22 protein-coding genes and 1 pseudogene are annotated in these 24,434 nt (G+C 44.2%); 18 read left to right on the forward strand and 5 right to left on the reverse strand.

Annotation, left to right across the window (positions count from 1 at the left end; translation table 11 throughout):
• Positions 1-69 precede the first annotated feature (69 nt).
• The 7 genes and pseudogenes from BMI76_RS05635 to ftsY all read left to right on the forward strand — a co-directional run.
• The gene (locus tag BMI76_RS05635) at positions 70-396 is read left to right on the forward strand and encodes a 30S ribosomal protein S15 (RefSeq protein ID WP_075346613.1); all 327 of its coding nucleotides are present in this window, start codon (positions 70-72) and stop codon (positions 394-396) included.
• 61 nt (positions 397-457) lie between these two features.
• Positions 458-847 carry a hypothetical protein gene (locus tag BMI76_RS05640; RefSeq protein ID WP_004227090.1) on the forward strand — a complete coding sequence of 130 codons (390 nt, stop codon included), beginning with the start codon at positions 458-460 and terminating at the stop codon, positions 845-847.
• Between the two features lie 53 nt (positions 848-900).
• Positions 901-2,850: a threonine--tRNA ligase gene (thrS, locus tag BMI76_RS05645; protein ID WP_075346614.1), complete on the forward strand. Its 1,950-nt coding sequence runs from the start codon at positions 901-903 to the stop codon at positions 2,848-2,850.
• Positions 2,851-3,133: 283 nt separating this feature from the next.
• The gene (locus BMI76_RS05650; RefSeq protein WP_075346615.1) at positions 3,134-4,192 is read left to right on the forward strand and encodes a DUF3114 domain-containing protein; all 1,059 of its coding nucleotides are present in this window, start codon (positions 3,134-3,136) and stop codon (positions 4,190-4,192) included.
• 86 nt (positions 4,193-4,278) lie between these two features.
• Positions 4,279-5,094, forward strand: coding sequence for a Cof-type HAD-IIB family hydrolase (locus BMI76_RS05655; protein WP_075346616.1), 816 nt, complete (start codon positions 4,279-4,281; stop codon positions 5,092-5,094).
• On the forward strand, positions 5,081-5,899 hold the full coding sequence (locus BMI76_RS05660; RefSeq protein WP_075346617.1) for a Cof-type HAD-IIB family hydrolase: 819 nt from the start codon (positions 5,081-5,083) through the stop codon (positions 5,897-5,899). Before BMI76_RS05655 ends, BMI76_RS05660 begins: the two co-directional genes overlap by 14 nt.
• A 550-nt stretch (positions 5,900-6,449) precedes the next feature.
• A pseudogene (gene ftsY, locus BMI76_RS10985) lies at positions 6,450-7,403 on the forward strand (signal recognition particle-docking protein FtsY); the annotation flags it as partial.
• 63 nt (positions 7,404-7,466) lie between these two features.
• Here ftsY and BMI76_RS05670 read toward each other — a convergent pair.
• The 4 genes from BMI76_RS05670 to BMI76_RS10765 all read right to left on the reverse strand — a co-directional run bounded on the left by BMI76_RS05670 (position 7,467) and on the right by BMI76_RS10765 (position 10,846).
• Positions 7,467-8,831: a DHA2 family efflux MFS transporter permease subunit gene (locus tag BMI76_RS05670; RefSeq protein WP_075346619.1), complete on the reverse strand. Its 1,365-nt coding sequence runs from the start codon at positions 8,829-8,831 to the stop codon at positions 7,467-7,469.
• Positions 8,832-8,985: 154 nt separating this feature from the next.
• On the reverse strand, positions 8,986-9,801 hold the full coding sequence (locus BMI76_RS05675) for a TIGR03943 family protein (RefSeq protein WP_075346620.1): 816 nt from the start codon (positions 9,799-9,801) through the stop codon (positions 8,986-8,988).
• Complete coding sequence (locus tag BMI76_RS05680) at positions 9,801-10,703, reverse strand: permease (RefSeq protein ID WP_075346621.1); 903 nt, start codon at positions 10,701-10,703, stop codon at positions 9,801-9,803. The genes BMI76_RS05675 and BMI76_RS05680 overlap by 1 nt, the downstream gene beginning before the upstream one ends.
• Before the next feature lie 5 nt (positions 10,704-10,708).
• Positions 10,709-10,846, reverse strand: coding sequence for an SPJ_0845 family protein (locus BMI76_RS10765; protein ID WP_180372830.1), 138 nt, complete (start codon positions 10,844-10,846; stop codon positions 10,709-10,711).
• 156 nt (positions 10,847-11,002) lie between these two features.
• On the opposite strand from BMI76_RS10765, the gene BMI76_RS05685 reads away from it, so the two are divergent.
• The gene (locus BMI76_RS05685) at positions 11,003-12,049 is read left to right on the forward strand and encodes an LLM class flavin-dependent oxidoreductase (protein WP_075346622.1); all 1,047 of its coding nucleotides are present in this window, start codon (positions 11,003-11,005) and stop codon (positions 12,047-12,049) included.
• 37 nt (positions 12,050-12,086) lie between these two features.
• Here the strand turns inward: BMI76_RS05685 and BMI76_RS05690 are convergent, their stop codons facing one another.
• A complete protein-coding gene (locus BMI76_RS05690; RefSeq protein ID WP_075346623.1) occupies positions 12,087-12,863 on the reverse strand; it encodes a glycyl-radical enzyme activating protein in 777 nt (258 codons plus the stop codon).
• A 127-nt stretch (positions 12,864-12,990) separates the two neighbouring features.
• On the opposite strand from BMI76_RS05690, the gene BMI76_RS05695 reads away from it, so the two are divergent.
• From BMI76_RS05695 to lgt, 10 genes are all read left to right on the forward strand, one after another.
• A complete protein-coding gene (locus tag BMI76_RS05695; protein ID WP_075346624.1) occupies positions 12,991-13,734 on the forward strand; it encodes a DeoR/GlpR family DNA-binding transcription regulator in 744 nt (247 codons plus the stop codon).
• A 92-nt stretch (positions 13,735-13,826) separates the two neighbouring features.
• On the forward strand, positions 13,827-14,789 hold the full coding sequence (locus BMI76_RS05700; protein WP_075346625.1) for a sugar-binding transcriptional regulator: 963 nt from the start codon (positions 13,827-13,829) through the stop codon (positions 14,787-14,789).
• Between the two features lie 282 nt (positions 14,790-15,071).
• Complete coding sequence (locus BMI76_RS05705) at positions 15,072-17,528, forward strand: glycyl radical protein (protein ID WP_075346626.1); 2,457 nt, start codon at positions 15,072-15,074, stop codon at positions 17,526-17,528.
• Between the two features lie 14 nt (positions 17,529-17,542).
• Positions 17,543-18,211 carry a fructose-6-phosphate aldolase gene (locus BMI76_RS05710; RefSeq protein ID WP_075346627.1) on the forward strand — a complete coding sequence of 223 codons (669 nt, stop codon included), beginning with the start codon at positions 17,543-17,545 and terminating at the stop codon, positions 18,209-18,211.
• A 23-nt stretch (positions 18,212-18,234) separates the two neighbouring features.
• Positions 18,235-19,326: a glycerol dehydrogenase gene (locus BMI76_RS05715; protein ID WP_075346684.1), complete on the forward strand. Its 1,092-nt coding sequence runs from the start codon at positions 18,235-18,237 to the stop codon at positions 19,324-19,326.
• A 183-nt stretch (positions 19,327-19,509) separates the two neighbouring features.
• A complete protein-coding gene (locus BMI76_RS05720) occupies positions 19,510-21,636 on the forward strand; it encodes a Tex family protein (protein ID WP_075346628.1) in 2,127 nt (708 codons plus the stop codon).
• Positions 21,623-22,066 carry a SprT family protein gene (locus BMI76_RS05725; RefSeq protein WP_075346629.1) on the forward strand — a complete coding sequence of 148 codons (444 nt, stop codon included), beginning with the start codon at positions 21,623-21,625 and terminating at the stop codon, positions 22,064-22,066. Before BMI76_RS05720 ends, BMI76_RS05725 begins: the two co-directional genes overlap by 14 nt.
• A gap of 84 nt (positions 22,067-22,150) precedes the next feature.
• A complete protein-coding gene (locus BMI76_RS05730; RefSeq protein ID WP_075346630.1) occupies positions 22,151-22,444 on the forward strand; it encodes a PspC domain-containing protein in 294 nt (97 codons plus the stop codon).
• 261 nt (positions 22,445-22,705) lie between these two features.
• Positions 22,706-23,638 (forward strand): HPr(Ser) kinase/phosphatase, encoded by a 933-nt coding sequence (hprK, locus tag BMI76_RS05735; RefSeq protein ID WP_075346631.1) that lies wholly within the window; start codon positions 22,706-22,708, stop codon positions 23,636-23,638.
• Positions 23,635-24,426 (forward strand): prolipoprotein diacylglyceryl transferase, encoded by a 792-nt coding sequence (lgt, locus tag BMI76_RS05740; protein WP_075346632.1) that lies wholly within the window; start codon positions 23,635-23,637, stop codon positions 24,424-24,426. Before hprK ends, lgt begins: the two co-directional genes overlap by 4 nt.
• Positions 24,427-24,434: the final 8 nt, after the last annotated feature.

Below are 24,434 nucleotides of genomic sequence, written 5' to 3' on the forward strand. Positions count from 1 at the left end.
TTTTTTTTGTAAGTGCCAGACAGCCAGACAGTCGAGCTTTTTATAACGATGTTTAAAAGGAGTCAGCAAATGTATTCAGACGATTGGATTAGTAGAAGTGTCGCCATTCGCAAGGCCTACCACCAGCTGGAAGAAAAGCACCACGGCCAGGCTTGGTCTATCGAAGAGGATTTGCTAGCGCTTGGAAATGATATTGGTAATTTAAATCGTTTAGTGATGACCAAACAAGGTCGTTACTATGATGAAACTCCCTATCAACTCGAGCAAAAGCTAGCAGAGGCGATTTGGTGGCTCCTAGAGCTGTCTCAGCGTCTCGATATTGATATCCGAGCAGAGATGGAAACCTTCCTATCTGATAAGGAGAAACACTTAAATCTGCAAAATAAAATGGAGTGAAGTAGGTGAGCCTAATAAGAGCAGTAAGCTTTTTATAAATATCTCGGAAAGGGAGAAGAGTATGTTTTTAAAATATGAAGAAGTGATTGAGTTTTTAAAAGAAAAGGAAATTTATTCGGAAGATAGCAAAGTTATCTGGGCTACAAAAAGAATAGGCAGAAGTAGTACAAATGCTTATTTCTTACTTATTTTTTCAAGCGATAGACTTATAGTGATAGGTGTTTCTGCAATGGGGAAACCTGAAGAAGTTTTGGACGTTATTGAAGTAGCAGATATGGAGCGATGTGAGTTTAAGAAAAAACTACTAATGGGCTATCAATTGACGATTGAGACCAAGGAAAGTAAATCTACTACTCTTCATGTTAACAAGGCGATGGTAGGTACCAAATGGCACAAGGAAAACTTTGAATCTATTCAAGGTAACAACTTTGATTATGTGACATTTACTTAAAGTAATTTGGTAAAGTCAAAAGACATTAACAAGAGAAAATAAAGGAGAAAATTATGATTAAAATTACTTTTCCAGACGGTGCTGTACGCGAATTTGAATCTGGTGTGACAACCTTTGAAATTGCGCAATCAATTTCAAATTCTCTGGCTAAAAAAGCTTTAGCTGGGAAACTCAACGATAAACTGATTGATACGACACGCGCGATTACCCAAGATGGTAGTCTAGAAATCGTGACACCTGATCACGAAGATGCATTGCCAATTCTTCGTCATTCAGCTGCTCACCTCTTTGCCCAAGCGGCACGCCGCCTTTTTCCAGATATTCATTTGGGTGTTGGCCCTGCTATTGAAGATGGTTTCTACTATGATACCGATAACGAAGCTGGCCAAATCTCAAATGAAGACCTGCCGCGTATTGAAGAAGAAATGAAGAAGATCGTCAAAGAAAACTTCCCATCTATTCGTGAGGAAGTGACAAAGGATGAGGCGCGTGAAATCTTTAAAAACGATCCTTACAAGCTGGAGTTGATTGAAGAACACTCAGAAGATGAAGGTGGCCTTACCATCTATCGTCAAGGAGAATATGTGGATCTCTGCCGCGGCCCACATGTGCCATCAACTGGTCGCATCCAAGTTTTCCACTTGCTTAATGTGGCTGGTGCCTATTGGCGCGGAAACAGCGATAATGCTATGATGCAGCGGATTTACGGTACGGCTTGGTTCGATAAAAAAGACCTCAAAGCTTATCTCAAGCGCTTAGAGGAAGCTAAAGAGCGTGACCACCGTAAACTTGGTAAAGAACTCGATCTCTTTATGATTTCCCAAGAAGTCGGACAAGGTTTGCCATTCTGGTTGCCAAATGGGGCAACTATCCGCCGTATCTTGGAACGCTACATTACCGATAAGGAATTAGCTGCAGGCTATCAACACGTGTACACACCACCAATTGCCTCTGTAGATCTTTACAAGACATCTGGTCACTGGGATCACTACCGTGAGGACATGTTCCCAACCATGGATATGGGAGATGGTGAAGAATTTGTCCTGCGTCCAATGAACTGCCCACACCATATTGAAGTCTACAAACACCATGTTCATTCTTACCGTGAGTTGCCAATCCGTATCGCTGAAATCGGTATGATGCACCGTTATGAAAAATCGGGTGCCCTGACTGGTTTGCAGCGTGTGCGTGAAATGTCATTGAACGATGGTCACACATTCGTGACACCAGAGCAAATTCAAGACGAATTTAAGCAGACACTGCAATTGATTATTGACGTTTACGAAGATTTTAATCTGACAGATTACCGTTTCCGCCTGTCCTACCGTGATCCTAAAGACACTCACAAATACTATGACAACGATGAAATGTGGGAAAATGCGCAAGCTATGCTCAAAGCAGCCATGGACGATATGGAATTGGATTACTTTGAAGCAGAAGGTGAGGCAGCCTTCTACGGTCCAAAATTGGATATTCAGGTGAAAACAGCACTTGGCAATGAAGAAACCCTGTCAACTATTCAGCTGGACTTCCTCTTGCCAGAACGTTTTGACCTCAAATATGTCGGCGCAGATGGCGAAGAACACCGTCCAGTCATGATTCACCGCGGTGTTATTTCAACTATGGAACGCTTCACCGCTATTCTGATTGAAAACTACAAGGGTGCCTTTCCAACCTGGTTGGCACCGCAGCAAGTAACCGTCATCCCAATCTCCAACGAAGCGCACATTGATTACGCTTGGGAAGTCGCTAAAACGCTTCGTAACCGCGGTATTCGTGTGGAGGTGGACGAGCGCAACGAAAAAATGCAGTACAAAATTCGTGCCAGCCAAACCCAGAAAGTGCCTTATCAACTCATCGTTGGAGACAAGGAGCAGGCTGATAAGACTGTCAATGTCCGCCGTTACGGCAGCAAACAAACACACACTGAAAGCATTGCTGAATTTACGGAAAATATCTTAGCCGATATCGCAAGAAAATCACGTCCAGCAGAGGCAGAATAAGCGGGACTGAAGCTGCGGCGCATCTGGAAGACAAGCTGCCTTTGTCATAGCAGAAAAACATCTGGGATTTTTAACAGTCCTGGGTGTTTTTCTTATGATGTGTATGGTCTGGCTGATGAGTCACGGTAAGAGAGGCTGAGCAAAAATGTCCAATATTCCTGTCTTGGAATAAACTCTTGACGCAGGGGTAGGAATACGACCCCAAATTTTCAATTTTTGGGTTGCTCCCATTCCCGTCTCACTGTCTTTTTTGTTATAATATGATTTTGAAAGGAGGGAGCCTATGTGGTCAATTTTAGGGAATTATCCCTTTTCCCAAGCAGGGCTGAATAAGCGCTATCAGCAGGCTAAGCAGCTGCTCTTATGGGAAAGTGCAGGGTGGACTAGACAGGATATCAAGCAGCTGGCTAAAAGGGATTTGCGGCCATCTGATTTTTGCATAGGCTCTCAGGTTTTTCAGTTATTGTGGCAAACTGCTTATGGCAGGAAAAGGGCTAAGCAGCTGCTCAGGATTGTCTTGGATATGGCTGCTATGCCGGAAGAATTATCCGGTGATTTGCAGGAAAATCAGCAATTAGTCCGCCGTTTTGCAAATGATTTGGCGCCAGATCACGCTTTTTGGCAGGAGCTGTCGCTGCTGGTGCAAGAGACTTTCCCCAAGGACAAACTCAGTGCTGAAACAACTTTTGCTAGGCGCATTCACCAGTTTCGCTATGTCATCTCCAGTCAGCAGGCCCAATATATTCGCCGGAATTTCAAAAAGGCAGGAATGGCCGATCAAGAAGCTTTGGCTGCTTTTTTAAAAGGCAAAAAGCAGCAGCGGTTTTGGCGGAAAACAGCTGATTATAGCCTGCAAGAATCTGCCCGGCTCCACAATAAGCGGGCCTTTAAAGACGGCACCGTTATTTATCCGGATAATCGCATGCGGGTCAATTTCAAGGTGCTGCTGAATTATCATACCGAGTTTATTCTTGATGATGAGGGCCGATTTTTAAATGAAATGGATGCTGAATATATCAGCCAAAATGCTATTATCAACGGTGCCAGCTTTAACTATGCCAATAAGACAGACAAGCGCCATTGGGAGTTGGATGTCAATCCTGCCAAAAGGCATGATCCTGCTTTCAGAAAACAGCTGATTGCTAATGAAGGTCTTTACTTTCGGGCTCCTAAGGCTGTTTCTAAAAAGAATAAGGCCGATTCTATCGAGGATTGGCGAAGGAGTTATTTTAATAAAACGGGTCTTTATGCCGACAGGCGCAAGAGTAACTTTAAGGCTGTTAAAAAGCAGGTGCGGCAATTTAAATGGAAAATTTTTAAACTGAAATGGAAACGAAGGTGAGGGTCGTAACTTTTAGGAAATAATTCCCAAAAGTTGCTTAAATTTTGATAAAATAAGAGTAGTGTGACGCGCGAAAGGAGTTTTTGATGGAAGACATACGCTTGATTGCTACAGATATGGATGGCACTTTTTTAAATCCTGCCGGCAGTTTTGATGCTGAACGTTTGGATAAACTGCTGCAGGAGTTTGACAAGCAGGGCCTTATCTTTACTGTTGCCAGCGGCCGTGGACTTCTCGCGCTGGACAAGCTCTTTGCTGACTTTATGGACCGGATTGCTGTCATTGCTGAAAACGGCAGTGCCATTCAGTACAAAAATAAAGTTTTGTTTGAGCGGTTTATGTCTGAGGAGCAGTATCTCTCTTTAATTGCTAAAATTTTAGAAAATCCCTATAATCAAGGGACAGAGCTGCTTTTGTCCGGGAAGAAAGCAGCTTATATTCTGGCCGACAGTCCTCAAAGCTATGTGGAAAAAATGCGTTACTATTATGAAAATGTCTGCTTGGTTGAAGATTTTAACCATCTGAATGATGATATTTTTAAAATCACGACCAATTTTCCTGTTGAGGATGTTAATAAGGGTATGCACTGGCTCAATCAAGAGCTGCCACATATGCAGGCCGTGACAACTGGTTTTGAATCTATCGATGTTATCTTGCGGGGTGCCAACAAAGGTTTTGGCCTCAATCGTCTCTGCCAGGCTTTAGACATCCGCTCGGATCAGGTTGTGGCTTTTGGTGATAATTTAAATGATTTTGAAATGCTGACCTTTGCAGGAAGGGCAGTTGCTCCTGAAAATGCACGGACTGAAATTCGTGAAATCGCAGATGATGTTATTGGCCACCATCAAGAAGAATCAGTGATCGCTTATATGGAAGGTATGGTAAAGAATGGCAGAATTTAAATTACTGGCTTTGGATTTGGACGGAACACTTTTTAATACTCAAAAGGAAGTCAGTCCTGCAAATAAGGCTGCTCTCAAAGCAGCACAGGAAAAGGGAGTTAAGGTTGTTATTACGACAGGCCGTCCCTTGAAAGCTATTGAACATTTACTGGAAGAGCTTGATTTGATATCAGAGGACAATTACCTCATTACCTTTAATGGCGGTTTGGTTCAGCGGACAACCGGAGAAATTCTGGATAAGACTGCCATGACACGCAAGCATATTGAAACTATTCAGACAGAGATGGAAAAATTAGCCCTGCCTGTTGATGTGCTGAGCGACGGAACGGTCTACAGTATCAGCAACCAAGACAACCATTCGCTTTATCAGGTGGCAAATCCCATGCTGACTTTTCGTGAAATTGACGGTCTTAAGCACCTTCCTGACGTGATCTATAATAAGGTAGTTGTTGTTTACAATGCGGATTTTTTGGATCAGCAAATCACCAAAATTCCTCAGTATATGTATGAGGAATTCGAAGTCTTTAAATCGCGGGACATCATTTTAGAATTTATGCCCAAAGGTGTTCACAAGGCGGTTGGACTGAATCTGTTGATTAAGCACCTAGGGATTGACCAAAGTGAAGTGATGGCTATGGGAGATGAAGAAAATGATCTGAGCATGCTGGAGTGGGCCGGCTTTGGCGTAGCCATGGCAAACGGTGTTGCTGTTGCTAAGCAAACGGCCGATGCTGTTACCAAGCGGACCAATGACGAATCCGGCGTTGCTGAGGCTATTGAACAATATATTTTGAGCGAGGATTGAAATGGGATTATTTGACCGCTTATTTGGAAAGAAAAAAGAAGAAGATAAGTTAGAAACGACAGACATTTCTCAGGCGGCGGAGCAAGCAGAAGCTGATGAAAAACCGGCACAGGCAGATTTGTCAGCTGCAGCAGAAAGTCTTTCGGGTGCAGATCAAGCATCTGCTGCTGAAGATTTGCCTGAGACTGACCAATCTGTATCTGATTCGGTCTCTGAAACTGCTTCAGAGACCGATGAGGTTCAGGAGTCCGCGGCTTTAGATTCTGTCCGGCCGGCAGATCAGCCCGCAGAGACATCAGAAGATTCTCTTGAAATTGCTAAAGATACAGCTGCCGGTGAAGAAGTCACGGCTGGTCAGGCTGAGTCAGAGAAAGCAGCAGCTGAACCGAAAAGCAGTTCAGCAGATTTTATGGCAGATTACTATGCCCGCAAGGCCGCGCTGGCCCAGCAAGTCAAGCAAGAACCAGCCGTCCAGCCGGAAACAAAAACAGAAGAGGTTGCGACTGAGACTGAAGCAGATGTTTCAGAGCAGGAAAAAGATGCCGGTCTTTCTCAGGCGGACGAGAGCAGTCAAAAAGAATCTGAGGAAGAAAAATATAACCGCAGTCTGAAAAAAACGCGTACGGGTTTTGGCGCCCGTCTGAATGCTTTTTTGGCTAATTTTCGCAGTGTTGACGAGGAATTTTTCGAAGAACTGGAAGAAATGCTGATTCTGTCGGACGTCGGTGTTCAAGTTGCATCAACTCTGGCTGAGGATTTGCGCTATGAGGCCAAGCTGGAAAAGGCGCGAAAACCAGAAGCGCTTCGCCGTGTCATCATTGAAAAATTGGTTGATATTTATGAAAAAGACGGTCAGTTCAATGAAAAAATCAATCTGCAAAACGGCGTTACGGTCATGCTCTTTGTCGGTGTTAATGGCGTCGGCAAAACAACATCTATCGGGAAATTAGCTTACAAGTACAAAAACCAAGGGAAGAAAGTCATGCTGGTTGCAGCTGATACCTTCCGGGCCGGAGCTGTCGCTCAGCTGGTCGAATGGGGCCGCCGTGTAGATGTGCCCGTGGTTACAGGTCCTGAAAAGGCTGATCCGGCCAGTGTTGTCTACGATGGAGTTGAAAAGGCCGTGGCAGAAGGCGTTGACATCCTCATGATCGATACGGCCGGCCGTCTGCAAAACAAGGACAATCTGATGGCAGAGCTGGAAAAAATCGGCCGTATTGTCAAGCGTGTCATACCAGATGCTCCCCATGAGACGCTTCTGGCTCTGGACGCCTCGACGGGACAAAACGCTCTCGTTCAAGCCAAGGAATTTTCTAAAATAACGCCTTTGACAGGCCTAGTTCTGACAAAAATTGATGGAACGGCCAAGGGCGGTGTCGTCCTAGCCATTCGTCAGGAACTTGACATCCCTGTGAAATTTATCGGTTTCGGTGAAAAAATTGATGATATCGGTGAATTCAATTCAGAAGACTTCATGAAGGGACTTTTGGAAGGGCTACTGTAAAATACAAAAAAACTCTCTGGCATTTGCTGCTTTCAAGCAGATGTCAGAGAGTTTTTCGATTTATTAATTCTTTTTCAAGGAAGCAAAAAGCATTTTGAAGCAGACAAAGATGAACAGGACTAAGATAAAGAGAGCCCAAAAAATAGTTTTAACGCCGGCAGTCATATTTGGTGCCAGCTGCAGAACCACAGAAGACAGTGCTGTTCCCAGAGCCCCTGCGAACTGCTGCATCATCTGAAAAATAGCAGTAGCATCAGCTGTCTTATTTCTCGGCAGCTGTGAAATGGCGACTGCCATTGTATTGTTGAAAGACATATTACGGCCGAATGTGAACATGATATAAATCAGTGACATCAGCATGACAGTCAGCGAGTCAGCCCATGAGGCAAAGATGAACAGACTGACAGCAAAGAGACTATTGCCAGTGTAGAGGGAAAGTTTTGGTCCTTTAACATCATAGAGTTTCCCGAAAAAAGGTGCCAGCAGTCCGCCCAGAAGGGTTCCCGGAAGCAGCACGAATCCGGCGGCAGTGGTCGAAACATGCTCGACCTGAACTAAAAAATTGGGAATCAGAAAGTTGGAAGCCAGGTTTGAAAATTGGTAAATGAAAAAAGGGATCAGTCCTAAAATGACGGGAAGCTGCTTCAGAATGCGAATGTCCAGAAAAGGTGTTTCTGATTTTAGAGTTCTTACAACAAACAAAACACCGGCCAGTATGAAAATCAGCAGAGCAATCCAATTGACAGAGCCTGACTCTAAGCCGGAAATCAGGATCAAAAAGAAACTCAGCGTAACTGCCAGCAGGAGAAAGCTGATGAGATCAAAGGGACGTTTTTGCTTTTTAACAGAATTGTCAAGGGCAAAATGACTAATGAAAAAAGCGATAACAGGAACTGGAAGTGTTAAGAGGAAAATCCACTGCCAAGAAAAATGGGCAATCATAAAACCGCCGTAAGTGGGTCCAAAAGCAGGTGCCAGTCCCATGATGAGACCGCCAATGCCCATATAGGTTCCGATTTTACTGATGGGGACACGCTCGATGATCAGATTAAACATCAAAGGCATGGCAATTCCGGTGCCGGCTCCCTGAAGGGCACGGCCGGCAATCATGACAGCAAAGTTTTTGCTGGCGATACAGGTCAGCGTTCCTAAAAGAAAAAGCAGAACAGCTATATTAAACTGATGCCGCTCTTTAACATTTTGCTGCAAAGTAGCACTGAGAGTCATCGAAATGGCAACCGCCAGCAGATAGACAGTCGTAATCCACTGAAGGCTGCTTAAGGGCAGATGAAAAACAGACATTAACTTGGTGAAAGTCACGTTCATGCTGGTTTCAGACAAGATACCAGAAAAGCCCAGCAGGGCCGTTGCAACAATGGACAGCTGAGTTCTAGGTGAAACAGTTTCTGTGTGGTGTTTGAGGGTCATTGGGTCTCCTATTCTTCTTTTTTATCATTGTAGCACAAACAAAGAGAGCAGAACAGATGCAAATCATAAAGAACGATTTAGACTGTTTTACTCTCTGAAAAGCTCGGTGAAGCAGCTGATTTTTCCAAATATTTTGGCGAAGCGCCGTTAGAGTTTAAAAAACACGGTAAACATAAGGGTTTTTAGGCTGCATTGCTCTTGAACTCTGCGAAATGTGCAGCACTGGTAGGGTCTGTTTCAGATTTTGATTGTATTCAACAGAAATTTTTCCGGAAACCTTCACCCAGGTATTATTGTCATAGTGAGTGTGTCCGCCAGTTGTCAGCAGACCGTAAACGCCCGAATCAGCAATACAGTGGATGATTCCAAAACGAAAGAGGAACTGGCTGTTTTTATCCATGGGATCATTGTAGATAAAGCCGACATACTCAATTTGACGGTTTTTAAATTCATCTGGGAAGAGGTAGATAATCTCCATCACTTCCATGTAATTCTGCGTGGTAATCTGCAGTTTTCCGCTGCCCTTATATTTGTTTAAGGTGGTCCGCATTTCTTTTTGATAAGCTGATTTGGTAAAATACAGACTGGTATCTGGCTTAAGGTACTGAACACGAGTGCCGTCTGGACTGACACCTGAACCAGCTGATCCAGCCGCCACCGGGAAATGATAGCCTTTAGCCGAAACGGTTGTCGAATCTAAAGACACTGTTGGCACTAAGAGTCCGACAAAAATCGGTACAGCCAGGATAAGGGGGCTGAAGAACTTAGCCCATTTTCCCGACAGATGGGAGGGGACTTTTAAATTTTTCATCCAAATGGTCAGCTGTACAACTGCTAAAATAAAGGACAGGACCATAGAAATGTATGCTAGGTAGGAGTAGTGAGTGTTGATGTAACGGTCCAGCTTTCCGGAGAGCTGCAAATACATGCCCAATTCAAAGTAGCCTGCAAGAATCAAAAAACGAATCATTAAATCACCCCCACAATCAGGCAGTAAATGATGATGACCAGGCTTGATGTACCGACAAACTGCACAATAAATTTGCCTTTAAAGACATTTTTCATCATCATCAGATTTTTAATATCTACCATCGGACCAATAAGCAGGAAGGCCACCACAGGAGCAACACCAAAGGTTGCCAGAAGCGATGTTCCGATAAAAGCGTCGGCTTCGCTGCACAGTGACAGAATAAAGGCTAGGAGCATCATAATAAGGATAGCCGTTAAGGGATTGTGGCCGATGGTGGTCAAAATCCGAGTTGGAACATAAATTTGCATGGCGGCAGCGACCAGGCTGCCAAAGATCAGATAGCGTCCCGTATCAAAGAGTTCATCAACCGCATGAGCCAGGGCATAAAAGATTTTTTGGTAGATTTTTTTATCAGAGTAATCGTGGTAATGGCAGGGCTTGGCACTTTCTTTGGTGATATTTTCATCAGTCAAAAAGCCCAGCAGAATACCCAAAGATATGGCAACGATAATGGCACCGAACAGTCTGAGAAAGACAAAGCGCCAAGAATTGCCGAAGGCCGAAAAAGTCGCAAAGAGGACAATTGGGTTAATAATAGGCGCCGTTGCCAAAAAAGGGATAGCGGTATAGCTGGGAACTTTTTTCTCCAAAAAACGATTGACAATGGGAACAATTCCGCATTCGCAGGAAGGAAAGACAAAGCCTATAAAAGTTCCAAAAAGAATCCGCGGAATCTTGTGCTTAGGAAGGTATTTTTGAACCAGGCCAGGTGTCAGATAGACCTCAATGAAGCCTGACAGAATAGCTCCCAGCAAAATAAAAGGCAGGGCCTCAATAATAATGGAGAGAAAGATAGCCAGACACTGCAGAACACTGGCAGGCAGATGGTTAAAAACAGCCATAAAACTTATTTCTTATCTTTCTGCTTGTTTTTTTGCTCGCCGTCTTTGGCATCCGGAAATGTCACATCTTCCAGATCAGGAAGTTTGGCAAAGTTTTCCATCATCTTTTCCAGTTCATCTTTTTTCTTAAATGTAATAGCCATAAAAATACCTCATTTCTAAATCAATAGTATTATTATACTACCAAATAAAAAAATATGACAGTTTAAACTGTGCCTGTCAGGAAAACAAATAGATTGTAATTACTACTAATTAGTGATATCATGTTGCTATTAGCATGATAGACAGGAGTGATTGATATGACAATTGAATTAGGAATTTCAACCTTTGGTGAGACAACACCTCTTGAAAAGACGGGACAGGTGCTTTCTCATGATCAGCGTATCCGTGAATTGATTGAGGAAATTGAGCTGGCGGATCAGGTTGGCTTGGACATCTATGCTGTTGGTGAGCACCACCGAGAAGATTTTGCTGTCTCTGCCCCTGAAATTGTACTGGCTGCTGGCAGTGTTAACACCAAGCATATTCGCTTATCAAGTGCTGTAACCATTCTTTCTTCGATTGATCCCGTGCGTGTTTACCAGCAGTATGCGACCATCGATGCGCTGTCAAACGGCCGGGCAGAAATCATGGCAGGCCGCGGTTCCTTTATTGAATCGTTCCCGCTTTTTGGCTACGATTTAAAAGATTACGATGAACTTTTCAACGAAAAGCTGGACATGCTTTTGATGATTAAAAATCAAACCAATCTGAAGTGGAAGGGCGAATTGACTCAGTCTGTTGATAACCGTCCGGTCTATCCGCGTGCGGTGCAAAAAGATTTTCCCATTTGGGTAGCTACAGGCGGCAACCTTGATTCTACTGTAAGAATTGCCGAGCAAGGCCTTCCTATCGCCTATGCAGCTATCGGCGGCAATCCCAAAGCCTTTAGACAGCTGGTTCGTATTTATAAGGAAATTGGCAGCAGGCACGGTCACCGTCCGGAGCAGTTAAAAGTCGCTGCTCATTCATGGGGCTGGATTGAAGAAGATAGGCAGTCTGCTGTTGAGCATTATTTCTATCCAACCAAACAGACGGTTGACAATATTGCCAAAGGACGTCCGCACTGGCGGGAAATGACCAAGGAGCAATACCTAGAAGCTGTTGGCCCTGATGGTGCCATGTTTGTCGGAGATCCGGAACATGTGGCACAAAAGATCATCAGCATTATTGAAGACTTGGAATTAGACCGCTTCATGCTGCACTTGCCAGTTGGTTCAATGCCGCACGAAGAGACGCTCAAAGCTATCCAATTATACGGGGAACAAACCGCTCCAATAGTCAGAAAACATTTCGATAACAAGTAAAGGCTTTTGCTGCTAACAACAAAAGCCTTTACCATAGCTAGAAAGAACAGTCTATACCGTGTTTTAGAAACACGGCTTGATAGTCATAGAGATCTTCAGGATGCAGCGCGGCATAATCAGCCATGGCATAGCTGCGGTATAAAAGCTGGTATTTGTTTTGACCAAACTGGTGGAAGGGAAGGAGCTGCACCTTATTAACTCTCATATCCTTAAATAAGGCGGCAAACTGCTCGGCATCTTCCAGACTATTGTTAAAATCAGGAATCACAGGAATTCTGAGTACAATTATTTTATTATGAGTAAAAGCATAGGTGATATTTTTGATGATGAGGCTGTTATTGACGCCGGTCACCTTGCGGTGCCGGAGCGTACTGTAATGTTTCAAATCGGTGTAAATAAAATCAGCATATTGAATCAGCTCAGCAAATGTCTCATGGGGAGCAAAGGCTGTTGTTTCGATGGCTGTGTGAAGCCCTTCTGATTTGGCGCGCTGCAAAATAGCTTTGGCAAAATCTGACTGAGCAAAAATCTCACCGCCTGACAGGGTCAGCCCGCCGCCGGATTCTTCATAAAAATCAATATCCTTTAATACTTCAGCCATAATTTCATCAACTGTTTTTTCTTCTCCCATGATGATAGACTGTTTTGTCGAGGCATCCATCATTTCTTCCGGCTCATGCTTTTGTGATTCAGGATTAGAGCACCAAGGGCAGCGCAGCGGACAGCCCTTTAAAAAAACGGTTGTCCGAATACCCGGACCGTCGTGGATAGAAAAGTGCTGAATGTTAAAAATAATTCCCTTTTCACCTGCCATCGTTTTTCTCCTTATCTCTTTCTTACATTTTAGTATAACATTCGAAAGAAAACAATTCAATTACGAACGTAAAAATAATCCTTTTATTTTCCCTCTTTTTTTGTTAAAATGGACATGAGGTAAAATTATGACGCGTTCGGAATATATTTTAAAATTATTATCACAGGCTGAAAAGATAGATGTCAATACTCTGTCTGAAAAACTGGGTGTTTCAAAAGTCACTGTCCGCAAGGATCTGGATAAGCTGGAAGAAAAAGGTCTTTTGCGGCGTGAGCATGGCTATGCTGTTTTAAACAGCGGCGACAATATCAATGTGCGGCTTTCTTTTAATTACGATATTAAAAAGAAAATTGCAGCAGCAGCAGCCCGACTGGTGTCGGATAATGACACGATCATTATTGAATCGGGTTCGACCTGTGCCTTGCTGGCTGAGATTATTTGTCAAAACAGACGCGGTGTAACCATCATCACGAACTCTTATTTCATTGCGGATTATGTTCGCAGCTATGATTCCTGCAAGATTATCTTGCTGGGAGGAGAATATCAAAAGCATTCTCAGGTAACTGTGGGGCCTCTGCTCAAGGAAATGCTGGCTTATTTTCGTGTCAGTTACGCTTTTGTCGGCGCTGACGGTTTTGACGAAGGGCTGGGCTTTACAGGCAAGGATTTAATGCGTTCAGAAGCAGTTGCCAGAATGTCAGAGGCGGCAGATAAAACCATCATTTTGACGGATTCTTCCAAGTTTCACCACCGCGGAACGGTCAGCCAATTTGGTCTCAGTCAGATTCAAAAAGTTATCACTGATGACCATATTCCGGCAGACAAAGAAGCCATTCTTAAAAAGCAAGGCATTATTGTTGAGAAAGTATAGTTTTTGAGGCATCACAACAAACAGGCTTTCAAAGGGCCTGCTGCAAATGAAAGCCGAGTTTTAAATGCGCTTAGTTTCCATGAGGGTCTGCTATGAATGATTATCGTAAGAAACAGCTGGCAAAGGTCGCTTATCTTTACTACATCGAAGGCAAAAATCAAGCTGAAATTTCCCAAGAGCTGGGAATCTATCGGACGACTGTCAGCCGTATGCTGGCGCGTGCCAAGCAGGAGGGCATCGTTCAAATCAGTATTGAAGGTCTCGACAGCAGCCTCTTTCAGCTGGAAAATTACATTAAAGATAAATACGGTCTGAAAAGTATTGAAATTGTCCCGAGCACGAGCAAGAAGAAAGCCCTGGATAATCAGGTCGCACAGGCAGCGGCAGCTCTGATTCATCAGCTGCTCTCCAATCAAAGCCGGGTTGGTATTTCTTGGGGAAGTACGCTGAGCCGTGTGGTTGCAGCCCTGCCCTTTAAACAGCTGAAAAATACTCATTTTTATCCTTTGGCCGGCGGTCCCAGCTATATCAATGTCCGCTACCATGTCAATACTCTGGTCTATGAACTGGCTAGAAAATGCCAGGGGAAGGCTTCCTTTGTCAATGCTGCAATTATTCAGCAAAATCAGGAACTGGCGGCCGGTGTTTTTGCTTCCCAAGAGTTTGCAGATATTAAAAAGAATTGGGAGCAGTTAGATTTGGCTATTGTTGGTATCGGCGGCAAAATGAAAGAGAACAGACAGTGGCTGGATATGCTGACCGAAGAAGACTTTCAGCAGATAGCAGAAAGTCAGGCTGTGGGTGAGGTCTGCTGCCGTTTCTTAAACAGTCAGGGTCAGGAAATATTTAAAGACTTGGATCAACGCACTGTTGCTATTTCTTTGGCAGCTCTAAAAGAAGTCAAGGATTCAGTTGCTGTTGCCTATGGGGCTGCTAAAGCAGCAGCTATTTTGGCTGTCCTAAAGCAGCACTATGTGAATCATTTAGTGACAGACGAAGCAACGGCTCTGGCATTGTTGGAAGAAGATCAGGACTTTGCTTTTTCAGTAAATTAAGTTTTAAAAATATGAGCTGGCCTGCCTGTCTATCAGCTGCTTTAACAGACTAAAGAGCGGTCAAACCAGCTGTAATCAGTTTTGCAGAGGTGAAAGCACAAATTATTTCCCTAAGGAATGATTTGTTTTTTCCCTCTTTTTTTTATGGGAAATTGCACATTTGTGCAATTATAGCAGACTTCAGAAAAGTTGTGGTTTTAACTTGTTTTCATTCGGCGAGCATGTTATTATATTTTCGAAAGAAGCGAAAATAATTTCAAATGAAAGAAAACGGAGGCCGATATGAGTTCTCAACGTTTAACGCAACATTATACCAACGATGTCCAAACGAATTCTCAAAAACATTTTGGCTACCTGACTGAACGGATGTACGCTTACCGGAACAAGGTGCTTGATAAAAAGCCTTATATTGATGCGGAACGTGCTATTTTAGCGACCGAAAGCTATCAGGAACATCAGGAAAAGCCAACTGTTTTAAAGCGGGCCTACATGCTCAAAACTATTTTGGAGAAGATGAGCATCTATATTGATGACGAGACCATGATTGTCGGCAATCAGGCGTCAGGAGATAAGGATGCACCGATTTTTCCTGAATATACCCTGAAGTTTGTGATGGATGAGCTTGATTTGTTTGAAAAACGAGACGGCGATGTTTTCTATATTACCGATGAGACAAAAGAGCAGCTGCGCTCCATTGCTCCATTTTGGCAAAACAACAATTTGCGCGCCCGTGCAGAAGTTATGCTTCCAGAGGAAGTTCAGGTTTACATGGAAACAGGCTTTTTTGGAATGGAAGGCAAGATGAACTCAGGCGATGCTCACCTGGCAGTTAATTATCAAAAGCTGCTGGAGCAGGGCCTTGTCGGTTTTGAAAAAAGAACGCGTCAGGCTAAGGCCGGTCTTGATTTGACAGAACCTTCCAGCATTGATAAGTATCATTTTTACGATGCCATTTTAATAACGATTGAAGCTGTTAAACATTATGCCGAGCGCTTTGTTCGTTTGGCCAAAGAGATGGCCCAAACGGCTTCTGGCAAACGCCGTCAGGAGCTTCTGGAAATCGCGGCTATTTGTTCTCGCGTGCCTTATCAGCCAGCACGGACTTTTGCCGAAGCTATTCAGTCGGTTTGGTTTATTCAGTGCATTCTGCAAATTGAATCCAACGGCCACTCTTTGTCTTACGGCCGTTTTGACCAATACATGTATCCTTATGCTGAAGCGGACTTAAGAGCGGGACGTGAGACCGAAAACTCCATTGTAGAGCGTCTGACAAACCTCTGGATTAAAACGCTGACGATTAATAAGGTCCGCAGTCAGGCCCATACCTTTTCATCAGCCGGCAGCCCGCTTTATCAAAATGTGACAATCGGAGGTCAGACGCGCACGAAAAAGGATGCTGTCAATCGCCTGTCCTTCTTGGTTCTGAAATCAGTTGCGCAGACACACCTGCCCCAGCCCAATCTGACGGTTCGTTACCATGCAGGGCTTAATCCTGACTTCATGAATGAGGCGATTGAGGTGATGAAGCTTGGCTTTGGTATGCCGGCCTTTAACAATGATGAGATAATTATCCCGTCCTTTATAGCTAAAGGAGTTGCCGAAGCAGATGCCTATGACTACAGTGCTATCGGCTGTGTGGAAACAGCTGTTCCTGGTAAATGGGGCTACCGCTGCACAGGTATGAGCTATATGAATTTTCCTAAGGTACTTCTTATTGCAATGAATGACGGTATCGACCCGGCTTCTGGCAAGCGTTTCACACCGGGATACGGTCACTTTACGCAGATGAAATCTTTTGCTGATTTAAGAGCTGCTTGGGAGAAGACCCTTCGTTACTTGACCCGGATGAGTGTTATTGTTGAAAATGCGATTGATCTCAGTCTGGAACGCGAAGTCCCGGATATTCTCTGTTCGGCTTTAACAGATGACTGTATCGGCCGCGGCAAACATCTCAAAGAAGGCGGGGCTGTCTATGATTATATTTCCGGTCTTCAAGTCGGTATTGCCAATCTGGCCGACTCACTGGCTGCTATTAAAAAGTTAGTCTTTGAGGAAGGGCGTTTGACAACAGCTGAACTTTGGGAAGCCCTGCAATCAGATTATGCAGGTGAACGGGGCGAAGAAATCCGCCAAATGCTTATCAATGATGCTCCTAAATATGGCAATGACAACGATTATGCTGATAAGCTGGTGACAGAAGCCTATGATGTTTATATTGATGAAATCGCTAAATATCCCAATACCCGTTACGGCCGCGGACCAATTGGCGGTATCCGCTATTCCGGAACATCCTCTATTTCGGCTAATGTCGGTCAGGGCCGCGGAACCTTGGCGACGCCTGACGGACGTCATGCAGGAACGCCTTTGGCTGAAGGGTGCTCGCCTTCCCACAATATGGATCAAAATGGACCAACCTCAGTTCTTAAGTCCGTTTCAAGATTGCCGACAGCTGAAATTGTCGGCGGCGTCTTGCTGAATCAGAAGGTCAATCCGCAGACACTGGCCAGGGAAGAAGACAAGCAAAAGCTGATCGCTTTGCTCAGAACCTTCTTCAATCGTCTGCACGGCTATCACATTCAGTACAATGTGGTTTCCCGCGAGATTTTAATAGATGCGCAGAAGCACCCTGAAAAGCACCGCGATTTAATTGTCCGCGTTGCAGGCTATTCAGCCTTCTTCAATGTTTTGTCCAAAGCAACCCAGGACGATATTATTGCTCGTACCGAACACACCGTTTAAAAGGAGAAAGAACAATGGAATTGATGATAGATAGTTTAAATTTACAGGAAATTGAAAAATGGGCAGCGATTTTACCGCTTGCCGGCGTGACCTCAAATCCTTCAATCGCTAAAAAAGAAGGCGCGATTGACTTTTTTGAGCAGGCTAAAAAAGTTCGTGACATTATTGGTCAAGAACCAAGTTTTCATGCTCAGGTTGTTGCGACCGATACTAAGGGGATTATTAAGGACGCTCACAAATTAAGGGATGAATTGGGCGGCAACCTTTATGTAAAAGTCCCCGTTTCTAAGGCTGGCCTGACGGCTATCAAAGAGCTCAAAAAACAGGGCTTTCAGATCACTGCAACAGCTATTTACACTGTTTTTCAAGGACTGTTAGCCATCGAAGCCGGTGCCGATTATTTGGCACCTTACTATAACCGAATGGAAAATCTGAACACGGATTCCAAGGAGGTGATTGCTCAGCTTGCGCAAGCTATTCAAAATAAGGGAAGGTCAGCTAAGATTTTGGCAGCGAGCTTCAAAAATGTCCATCAGATGACTGAGGCACTGGCTGCAGGCGCCGAGGCTGTAACAGTAGGCGCAGATGTTCTTGAAGCCGGCTTTGCCAATCCATCCATCCAAAAAGCTGTTGATGATTTTGCAGCTGATTGGAAAGAAACACAAGGGCGTGATTATATCTGATATAAGAAAAGAGGTTATTGATGATGAAGATTTTTGCGAGTCCATCCCGTTATATTCAGGGACAGAATGCCTTGTTTGAAAATGCAAAAGCAATTCTCAAGCTCGGCTCCAGTCCTATTTTACTGGCAGATGATGTCGTTTATGACATTGTCGGACGAGATTTTCAAACCCATCTTGAACAAGAAGGGTTTCTGGTGACCCACGTTTCCTTCAATGGAGAAGCCTCAGTAAATGAAATAGACCGTGTTGCTGCCATTGCTGAAGCCAATCAAAGTGATTTGATTATAGGCCTTGGCGGCGGAAAAACCATTGACAGTGCTAAGGCCGCAGCCGACCTGCTGGAAGTGCCGGTAGTTATTGCTCCGACTGTTGCATCAACAGACGCGCCAGTATCAGCCTTATCGGTTATTTATACAGACGAAGGAGCTTTTGAAAAATACATTTTTTACTCAAAAAATCCTGACCTTGTCTTGGTGGATACCAGAGTTATCAGTCAGTCGCCCGTCCGACTGCTGGCCTCAGGAATTGCAGACGGTCTTGCAACCTGGGTAGAAGCACGGGCAGTGATGCAAAAGAACGGACAGACCATGGCCGGTGCCCGTCAAACTTTGGCTGGAATTGCGATTGCAAAAGCCTGTGAAGAGACCCTGTTTGCTGATGGTCTTAAGGCATTGGCAAGCTGTGAAATTAAAGCTGTGACTAGGGCTTTGGAAAATGTCGTTGAGGCTAATACGCTGCTTAGCGGTCTGGGCTTTGAAAGCGGCGGTCTGGCTGCAGCGCACGCTATTCACAACGGCTTTACAGCACTGGAAGGGGATATTCATCACCTGACCCATGGGGAAAAAGTTGCTTATGGAACGCTGACGCAGCTTTTCCTTGAAGATCGGCCGCTTGAGGAAATTGATCGCTATATTCGCTTTTACCGCCAAATTAATATGCCAACCAGCCTAGAAGAACTTCATTTGGGCAATGCCGGCTACGAAGACCTATTAAAAGTCGGCAGGCAGGCAACGATTGCCGGTGAAACCATTCATCAAATGCCGTTTGACATCAAGGCCGAAGATGTGGCAGATGCTCTGCTGGCAGTCGATCAATACGCTAAAACTCTGATTTAGTCTCGGTGAGATAAAATCATTTCTAAAAAAGAAGGGATCATTCCATGATTGAAATTCAGGGAATTCATCCCTTTTTTCTTTTTATCAAAAACTGTTAAAAGTCTTTTTAGCCAGCGGTGAAAAATAATGTCCGGCCGTTTTTTCTTTATCTCTAATAGGAGTAATTATGCTATAATATTTTTTATGGAAATTATTGATAAAATTACTCAGGATTTAAATCTGAAAGAAAGTCAGATTAAGAAAGTTTTAGAATTAACAGCAGAAGGAAATACTATTCCCTTTATAGCCCGTTACCGTAAGGAAATGACTGGGAACCTTGATGAAGTTGACATCAAGGCTATCATTGATCTGAATAAAAGCCTGACAGCCTTAGCAGAGCGTAAGACAAGTGTTCTAGCTAAGATTGAGAGTCAGGGCAAACTGACGCCGGAGCTGCAAAAGGCTATCGAAACAGCAGATAAGCTGGCAGATGTAGAAGAACTTTACCTGCCTTATAAAGAAAAACGGCGAACCAAAGCAACCATTGCGCGTGAAAATGGTCTTTTTGCCTTGGCGCGCCTCATTTTGCAAAATGTACCAGATTTGAGAAAACAGGCTGAAAGCTTTGTTACTGAAGCATTCCCGACAGCTGAAGAAGCCCTTGGCGGTGCCATGGATATCTTGATTGAGGCGTTGGCTGATGATACGAAGCTGCGTTCGTGGACCTATAATGAAATTTGGGCCAACAGCCTCATTTTATCAGAAGTCAAAGACGCAGAATCAGATGAGAAGAAGGTCTTCCAAATCTATTATGACTTTTCTGAACGTGTTTCCAAAATTCAGGGCTACCGTGTTTTAGCACTCAATCGGGGCGAAAAGCTCGGTGTTTTAAAGGTGCATTTTGAGCACAATCTTGATAAGATGGTTCGTTTTTTTGAAACTCGTTTCAGAGACAAAAATGATTATATCAAGCAGGTTGTACAGGCAGCGCTCAAAAAGAAAATCCTGCCGGCCATGGAGCGTCGGATTCGGGCAGAACTGACTGACAAGGCAGAAGACGGGGCTATTCAGCTCTTTTCTGATAATCTTAGAAATCTGCTGTTGATTCCGCCTTTAAAAGGGAAGATGGTTCTGGGCTTTGATCCCGCTTTTCGGACGGGAGCCAAGCTGGCCGTTGTTGATCAGACAGGAAAACTGATAACGACACAAGTTATCTATCCTGTTCCTCCGGCCAGCCGGGCTAAGATTGAACAGGCAAAAGCTGATCTGGCTAACCTGATTGCAGACTATGCTATTGAGGTTATTGCTATCGGCAACGGAACTGCCAGCCGGGAAAGTGAAGCCTTTGTGGCAGAAGTGCTCAAGGATTTCCCCGGAGTTTCTTATGTTATTGTCAATGAAAGCGGAGCGTCGGTCTATTCTGCTTCTGAATTAGCCCGGCACGAATTTCCGGAGCTGACTGTTGAAAAACGTTCGGCTATTTCAATTGCCAGACGCCTGCAGGATCCTTTGGCAGAATTGGTAAAAATTGATCCTAAATCTATCGGAGTCGGTCAGTACCAGCACGATGTCAGCCAGAAGAAATTAGCAGAAAATCTTGATTTTGTGGTGGAAACAGTGGTCAATCAGGTCGGCGTCAATGTCAATACGGCCAGTCCGGCTCTGCTATCACATGTTTCCGGCCTCAATAAGACCATTTCCGAAAATATTGTCAAATACCGGGAAGAAAACGGGCGCCTGACCTCCCGCAAAGACATTCAAAAAGTGCCCCGCTTAGGAGCCAAAGCTTTTGAGCAGGCGGCAGGATTTTTGCGGATTCCTAATGCTGACAATATTTTGGATAACACGGGTGTTCATCCGGAATCCTACGGCGCTGTGGAAAAACTTTTTTCCTTACTCGAGATTACAGAATTGGATGACTCCGCTCAGGCGAAACTTCAGTCTGTAGATATTGAACAAAGAGCTGCAGAGATTGGTCTGGGACAAGAAACCTTAAAGGATATTATTACCGATTTGCTCAAACCCGGCCGTGATTTGCGCGATGATTTTGCTGCCCCTCAGCTGCGGCAGGATGTGCTGGAATTAGCTGATTTGGAAATCGGGCAGCAGCTGGAAGGGACCGTTCGTAATGTTGTTGATTTCGGAGCCTTTGTTGACATCGGTCTTCACGAAGACGGTCTGATTCATATTTCGCAGATGAGCAGTCAGTTCGTTAAACATCCCAGTCAGGTCGTAGCAGTTGGTGATGTGGTCAGAGTTTGGGTTTCAAAAATTGATCAGGAACGTGAGAAAGTTAACCTTTCTCTGGTGGCTTTAAATGAACTTAACTGAATACGTTAAAGATGTTTCCCGTCAGGATTTCGGGATGGAATTTAAGCATAAGGCGCTTTGGAATTCTCGTCTGCAAACGACCGGCGGACGTTTTTTCCCACAGGATGGGCACCTGGATTTCAATCCGAAATTTTATAAAAGGGATGACTTAGAGACTTTTAGAAAAATTGTCCGCCATGAGCTCTGCCATTATCATCTTTATTATGCGGGCAAGGGCTATAGGCATCGAGACAAAGATTTCAAGGAATTATTGCTCAAGGTTAACGGCAGCCGCTATGCGCCGAGCCTGAGAAGCAAAACGTTTTACTATTCTTACCAATGCCAGAACTGCGGTCAAGTGTATCAGAGAAAAAGGCGCATTAATACGGAAAAATTTGCCTGCGGCAGCTGCCGTGGCAGATTAAGTCCGCAAAATCAGTCGCAAGGCTGATGCCAAACTTTTCTAAAATGTTATACTGGTACTGTCAATGAAGTTTATGACAGATTTTTAAAAGGAACGAGAAGGAAAGTTTTAATGACGAAGGCTATCTTTTATAAGCAAAGAAAAAATCGGATGATTTGCGGCGTAGTGGCAGGCTTAGCCGATAAGTACGGCTGGGACTTGCCAATTGCCAGAGTTTTGACAGCTCTTTTTGTTTATTTTTCAGGCGGCTTTGGTATTATTCTCTATATTATTTTGGCAATCTGTCTGCCCTATAAGGAAGATTTGGGGAAGAACGGACAATCAGGCAGCTATCATCAAGGACCGCGCAAACGCAAGGATGCTGAAGTCATTGATGACAAAGATAAAGAGAAATGGTTTTGGTGACAGCACAGACGCTCTAAAAAAACAGCATCTGTTTTAGAGATTCTTAGAACAGGAAAGAATCATGAATTATCTGCCGGTAAAAATACAGCCGGCAGATTTTATTTTTAAAGGCTGTCCAATCTCAGGAAAACGAGCTGTTTTATAAGCAAGAGAGCCTTGTCAGTCTCTGGTAATACAGGAGGCTGGCAGAGCTTTTTTCTTTTACAGCGAAAATCCCATTTTATACGTATTTGTGGTATAATAGGGTGCTAAGGAGGTAGTATGTCAGTTACAGTACAGATGTTGGTTGACAAGGTGAAATTAGATGTTGTGTATGGCACCGATGAGCTCTTGCAAAAGACCATTACAACAGCTGATATTTCCCGTCCGGGTCTTGAGATGACCGGTTACTTTGATTATTATGCACCCGAACGTATCCAGTTACTGGGAATGAAAGAGTGGTCTTACTTAACACAGATGACCTCGCATAACCGCTATTCTGTTTTAAAAGAAATGTTTAAGACAGAGACACCGGCTGTTATTGTAGCCAGATCTCTGACCATTCCGGAGGAAATGCTGAAGGCAGCCAAAGAAGAGGGCATTGCTGTTTTGCAAAGTCACATTCCTACCAGCCGGCTTTCAGGTGAAATGTCCTGGTATTTGGATTCCTGTCTGGCTGAGAGAACCAGTGTCCACGGTGTTCTGATGGATATTTATGGCATGGGTGTTCTCATTCAGGGAGACTCAGGGATTGGTAAGAGCGAGACAGGTCTGGAACTTGTGAAACGCGGTCACCGTCTGGTTGCCGATGACCGAGTTGATGTCTATGCTAAAGATGAGGAGACCCTTTGGGGTGAACCGGCTGAAATTTTGCGGCACCTGCTGGAAATCAGAGGTGTTGGTATCATTGATATCATGAGCCTTTACGGAGCCAGCGCTGTCAAGGATTCCTCACAGGTTCAGCTGTCTATTTACCTTGAAAATTTTGAAAATGGTAAGATTTTTGACCGTCTGGGAAATGGTAATGAGGAAATTGAAATGTCCGGTGTCAAGATTCCCCGTGTGCGCATACCCGTTAAGACAGGGCGCAATGTTTCAGTTGTGATTGAAGCTGCTGCCATGAATTACCGTGCCAAACAGATGGGCTATGATGCGACGAAGACCTTTGAAGATCGTCTGACACAGCTAATTGATCAAAATGAGGAGTCCAAATGATTAATCCCATTGCCGTTCAGATTGGTCCTATAGCCATTCGCTGGTATGCCATTTGTATTGTAACAGGGCTTATTTTGGCTGTTTATCTTACAGGGCTTGAAGCACCTCAAAAAAACATCAAAAAAGAGGATGTTTTAGACTTTATTTTAGTCGCTTTTCCTTTAGCCATTATTGGCGCACGGCTTTACTATGTGATCTTCGATTGGGATTATTATGCTAAAAATCCCGGTGAAATTCTAGCCGTTTGGCACGGCGGTATTGCCATCTATGGGGGGTTGCTTACAGGAGCTGCTGTACTCTTTGTCTTTTGCTACTACCGGATGATTAAGCCGATTGACTTTCTGGATATTGCAGTACCGGGAGTAATGCTGGCACAGGCCATTGGCCGCTGGGGAAATTTTATGAATCAGGAAGCTTATGGCAAGGCTGTTGCCCATCTCAATTATCTGCCCGACTGGATCAAAAATCAGATGTATATTGATGGTCACTACCGCACGCCAACCTTTCTTTATGAATCCCTGTGGAATTTGCTGGGTTTTGCCATTATCATGAGCTTGCGCCACAGACCCAAACTGTTAAAAGAAGGAGAAATAACTTTCTTTTACCTGATTTGGTATGGCTGCGGCCGCTTTGTTATTGAGGGAATGCGAACAGACAGCCTCATGTTTATGAATTTACGGGTATCGCAGTGGCTTTCTGCTCTGCTGGTTGCTGTTGGAATTATCCTTGCTGTCTATCGGCGCCGCCGTCAAACAGTGCCTTACTATCAGACGGCTCGAAAAAGTTAGTTAGATTA

This window comes from Streptococcus sp. 'caviae', from assembly GCF_001937065.1.
GTDB lineage: Bacteria > Bacillota > Bacilli > Lactobacillales > Streptococcaceae > Streptococcus.

Excerpts from the sequence above, each read along its gene's own strand:
- BMI76_RS05635 (WP_075346613.1), top strand. The coding sequence starts at position 70 with ATGTATTCAGACGATTGGATTAGTAGAAGTGTCGCCATTCGCAAGGCC.
- BMI76_RS05640 (WP_004227090.1), top strand. The coding sequence starts at position 458 with ATGTTTTTAAAATATGAAGAAGTGATTGAGTTTTTAAAAGAAAAGGAA.
- thrS (WP_075346614.1), top strand. The coding sequence starts at position 901 with ATGATTAAAATTACTTTTCCAGACGGTGCTGTACGCGAATTTGAATCT.
- BMI76_RS05650 (WP_075346615.1), top strand. The coding sequence starts at position 3,134 with ATGTGGTCAATTTTAGGGAATTATCCCTTTTCCCAAGCAGGGCTGAAT.
- BMI76_RS05655 (WP_075346616.1), top strand. The coding sequence starts at position 4,279 with ATGGAAGACATACGCTTGATTGCTACAGATATGGATGGCACTTTTTTA.
- BMI76_RS05660 (WP_075346617.1), top strand. The coding sequence starts at position 5,081 with ATGGCAGAATTTAAATTACTGGCTTTGGATTTGGACGGAACACTTTTT.
- BMI76_RS05670 (WP_075346619.1), bottom strand. The coding sequence starts at position 8,831 with ATGACCCTCAAACACCACACAGAAACTGTTTCACCTAGAACTCAGCTG.
- BMI76_RS05675 (WP_075346620.1), bottom strand. The coding sequence starts at position 9,801 with ATGATTCGTTTTTTGATTCTTGCAGGCTACTTTGAATTGGGCATGTAT.
- BMI76_RS05680 (WP_075346621.1), bottom strand. The coding sequence starts at position 10,703 with ATGGCTGTTTTTAACCATCTGCCTGCCAGTGTTCTGCAGTGTCTGGCT.
- BMI76_RS10765 (WP_180372830.1), bottom strand. The coding sequence starts at position 10,846 with ATGGCTATTACATTTAAGAAAAAAGATGAACTGGAAAAGATGATGGAA.
- BMI76_RS05685 (WP_075346622.1), top strand. The coding sequence starts at position 11,003 with ATGACAATTGAATTAGGAATTTCAACCTTTGGTGAGACAACACCTCTT.
- BMI76_RS05690 (WP_075346623.1), bottom strand. The coding sequence starts at position 12,863 with ATGGCAGGTGAAAAGGGAATTATTTTTAACATTCAGCACTTTTCTATC.
- BMI76_RS05695 (WP_075346624.1), top strand. The coding sequence starts at position 12,991 with ATGACGCGTTCGGAATATATTTTAAAATTATTATCACAGGCTGAAAAG.
- BMI76_RS05700 (WP_075346625.1), top strand. The coding sequence starts at position 13,827 with ATGAATGATTATCGTAAGAAACAGCTGGCAAAGGTCGCTTATCTTTAC.
- BMI76_RS05705 (WP_075346626.1), top strand. The coding sequence starts at position 15,072 with ATGAGTTCTCAACGTTTAACGCAACATTATACCAACGATGTCCAAACG.
- BMI76_RS05710 (WP_075346627.1), top strand. The coding sequence starts at position 17,543 with ATGGAATTGATGATAGATAGTTTAAATTTACAGGAAATTGAAAAATGG.
- BMI76_RS05715 (WP_075346684.1), top strand. The coding sequence starts at position 18,235 with ATGAAGATTTTTGCGAGTCCATCCCGTTATATTCAGGGACAGAATGCC.
- BMI76_RS05720 (WP_075346628.1), top strand. The coding sequence starts at position 19,510 with ATGGAAATTATTGATAAAATTACTCAGGATTTAAATCTGAAAGAAAGT.
- BMI76_RS05725 (WP_075346629.1), top strand. The coding sequence starts at position 21,623 with ATGAACTTAACTGAATACGTTAAAGATGTTTCCCGTCAGGATTTCGGG.
- BMI76_RS05730 (WP_075346630.1), top strand. The coding sequence starts at position 22,151 with ATGACGAAGGCTATCTTTTATAAGCAAAGAAAAAATCGGATGATTTGC.
- hprK (WP_075346631.1), top strand. The coding sequence starts at position 22,706 with ATGTCAGTTACAGTACAGATGTTGGTTGACAAGGTGAAATTAGATGTT.
- lgt (WP_075346632.1), top strand. The coding sequence starts at position 23,635 with ATGATTAATCCCATTGCCGTTCAGATTGGTCCTATAGCCATTCGCTGG.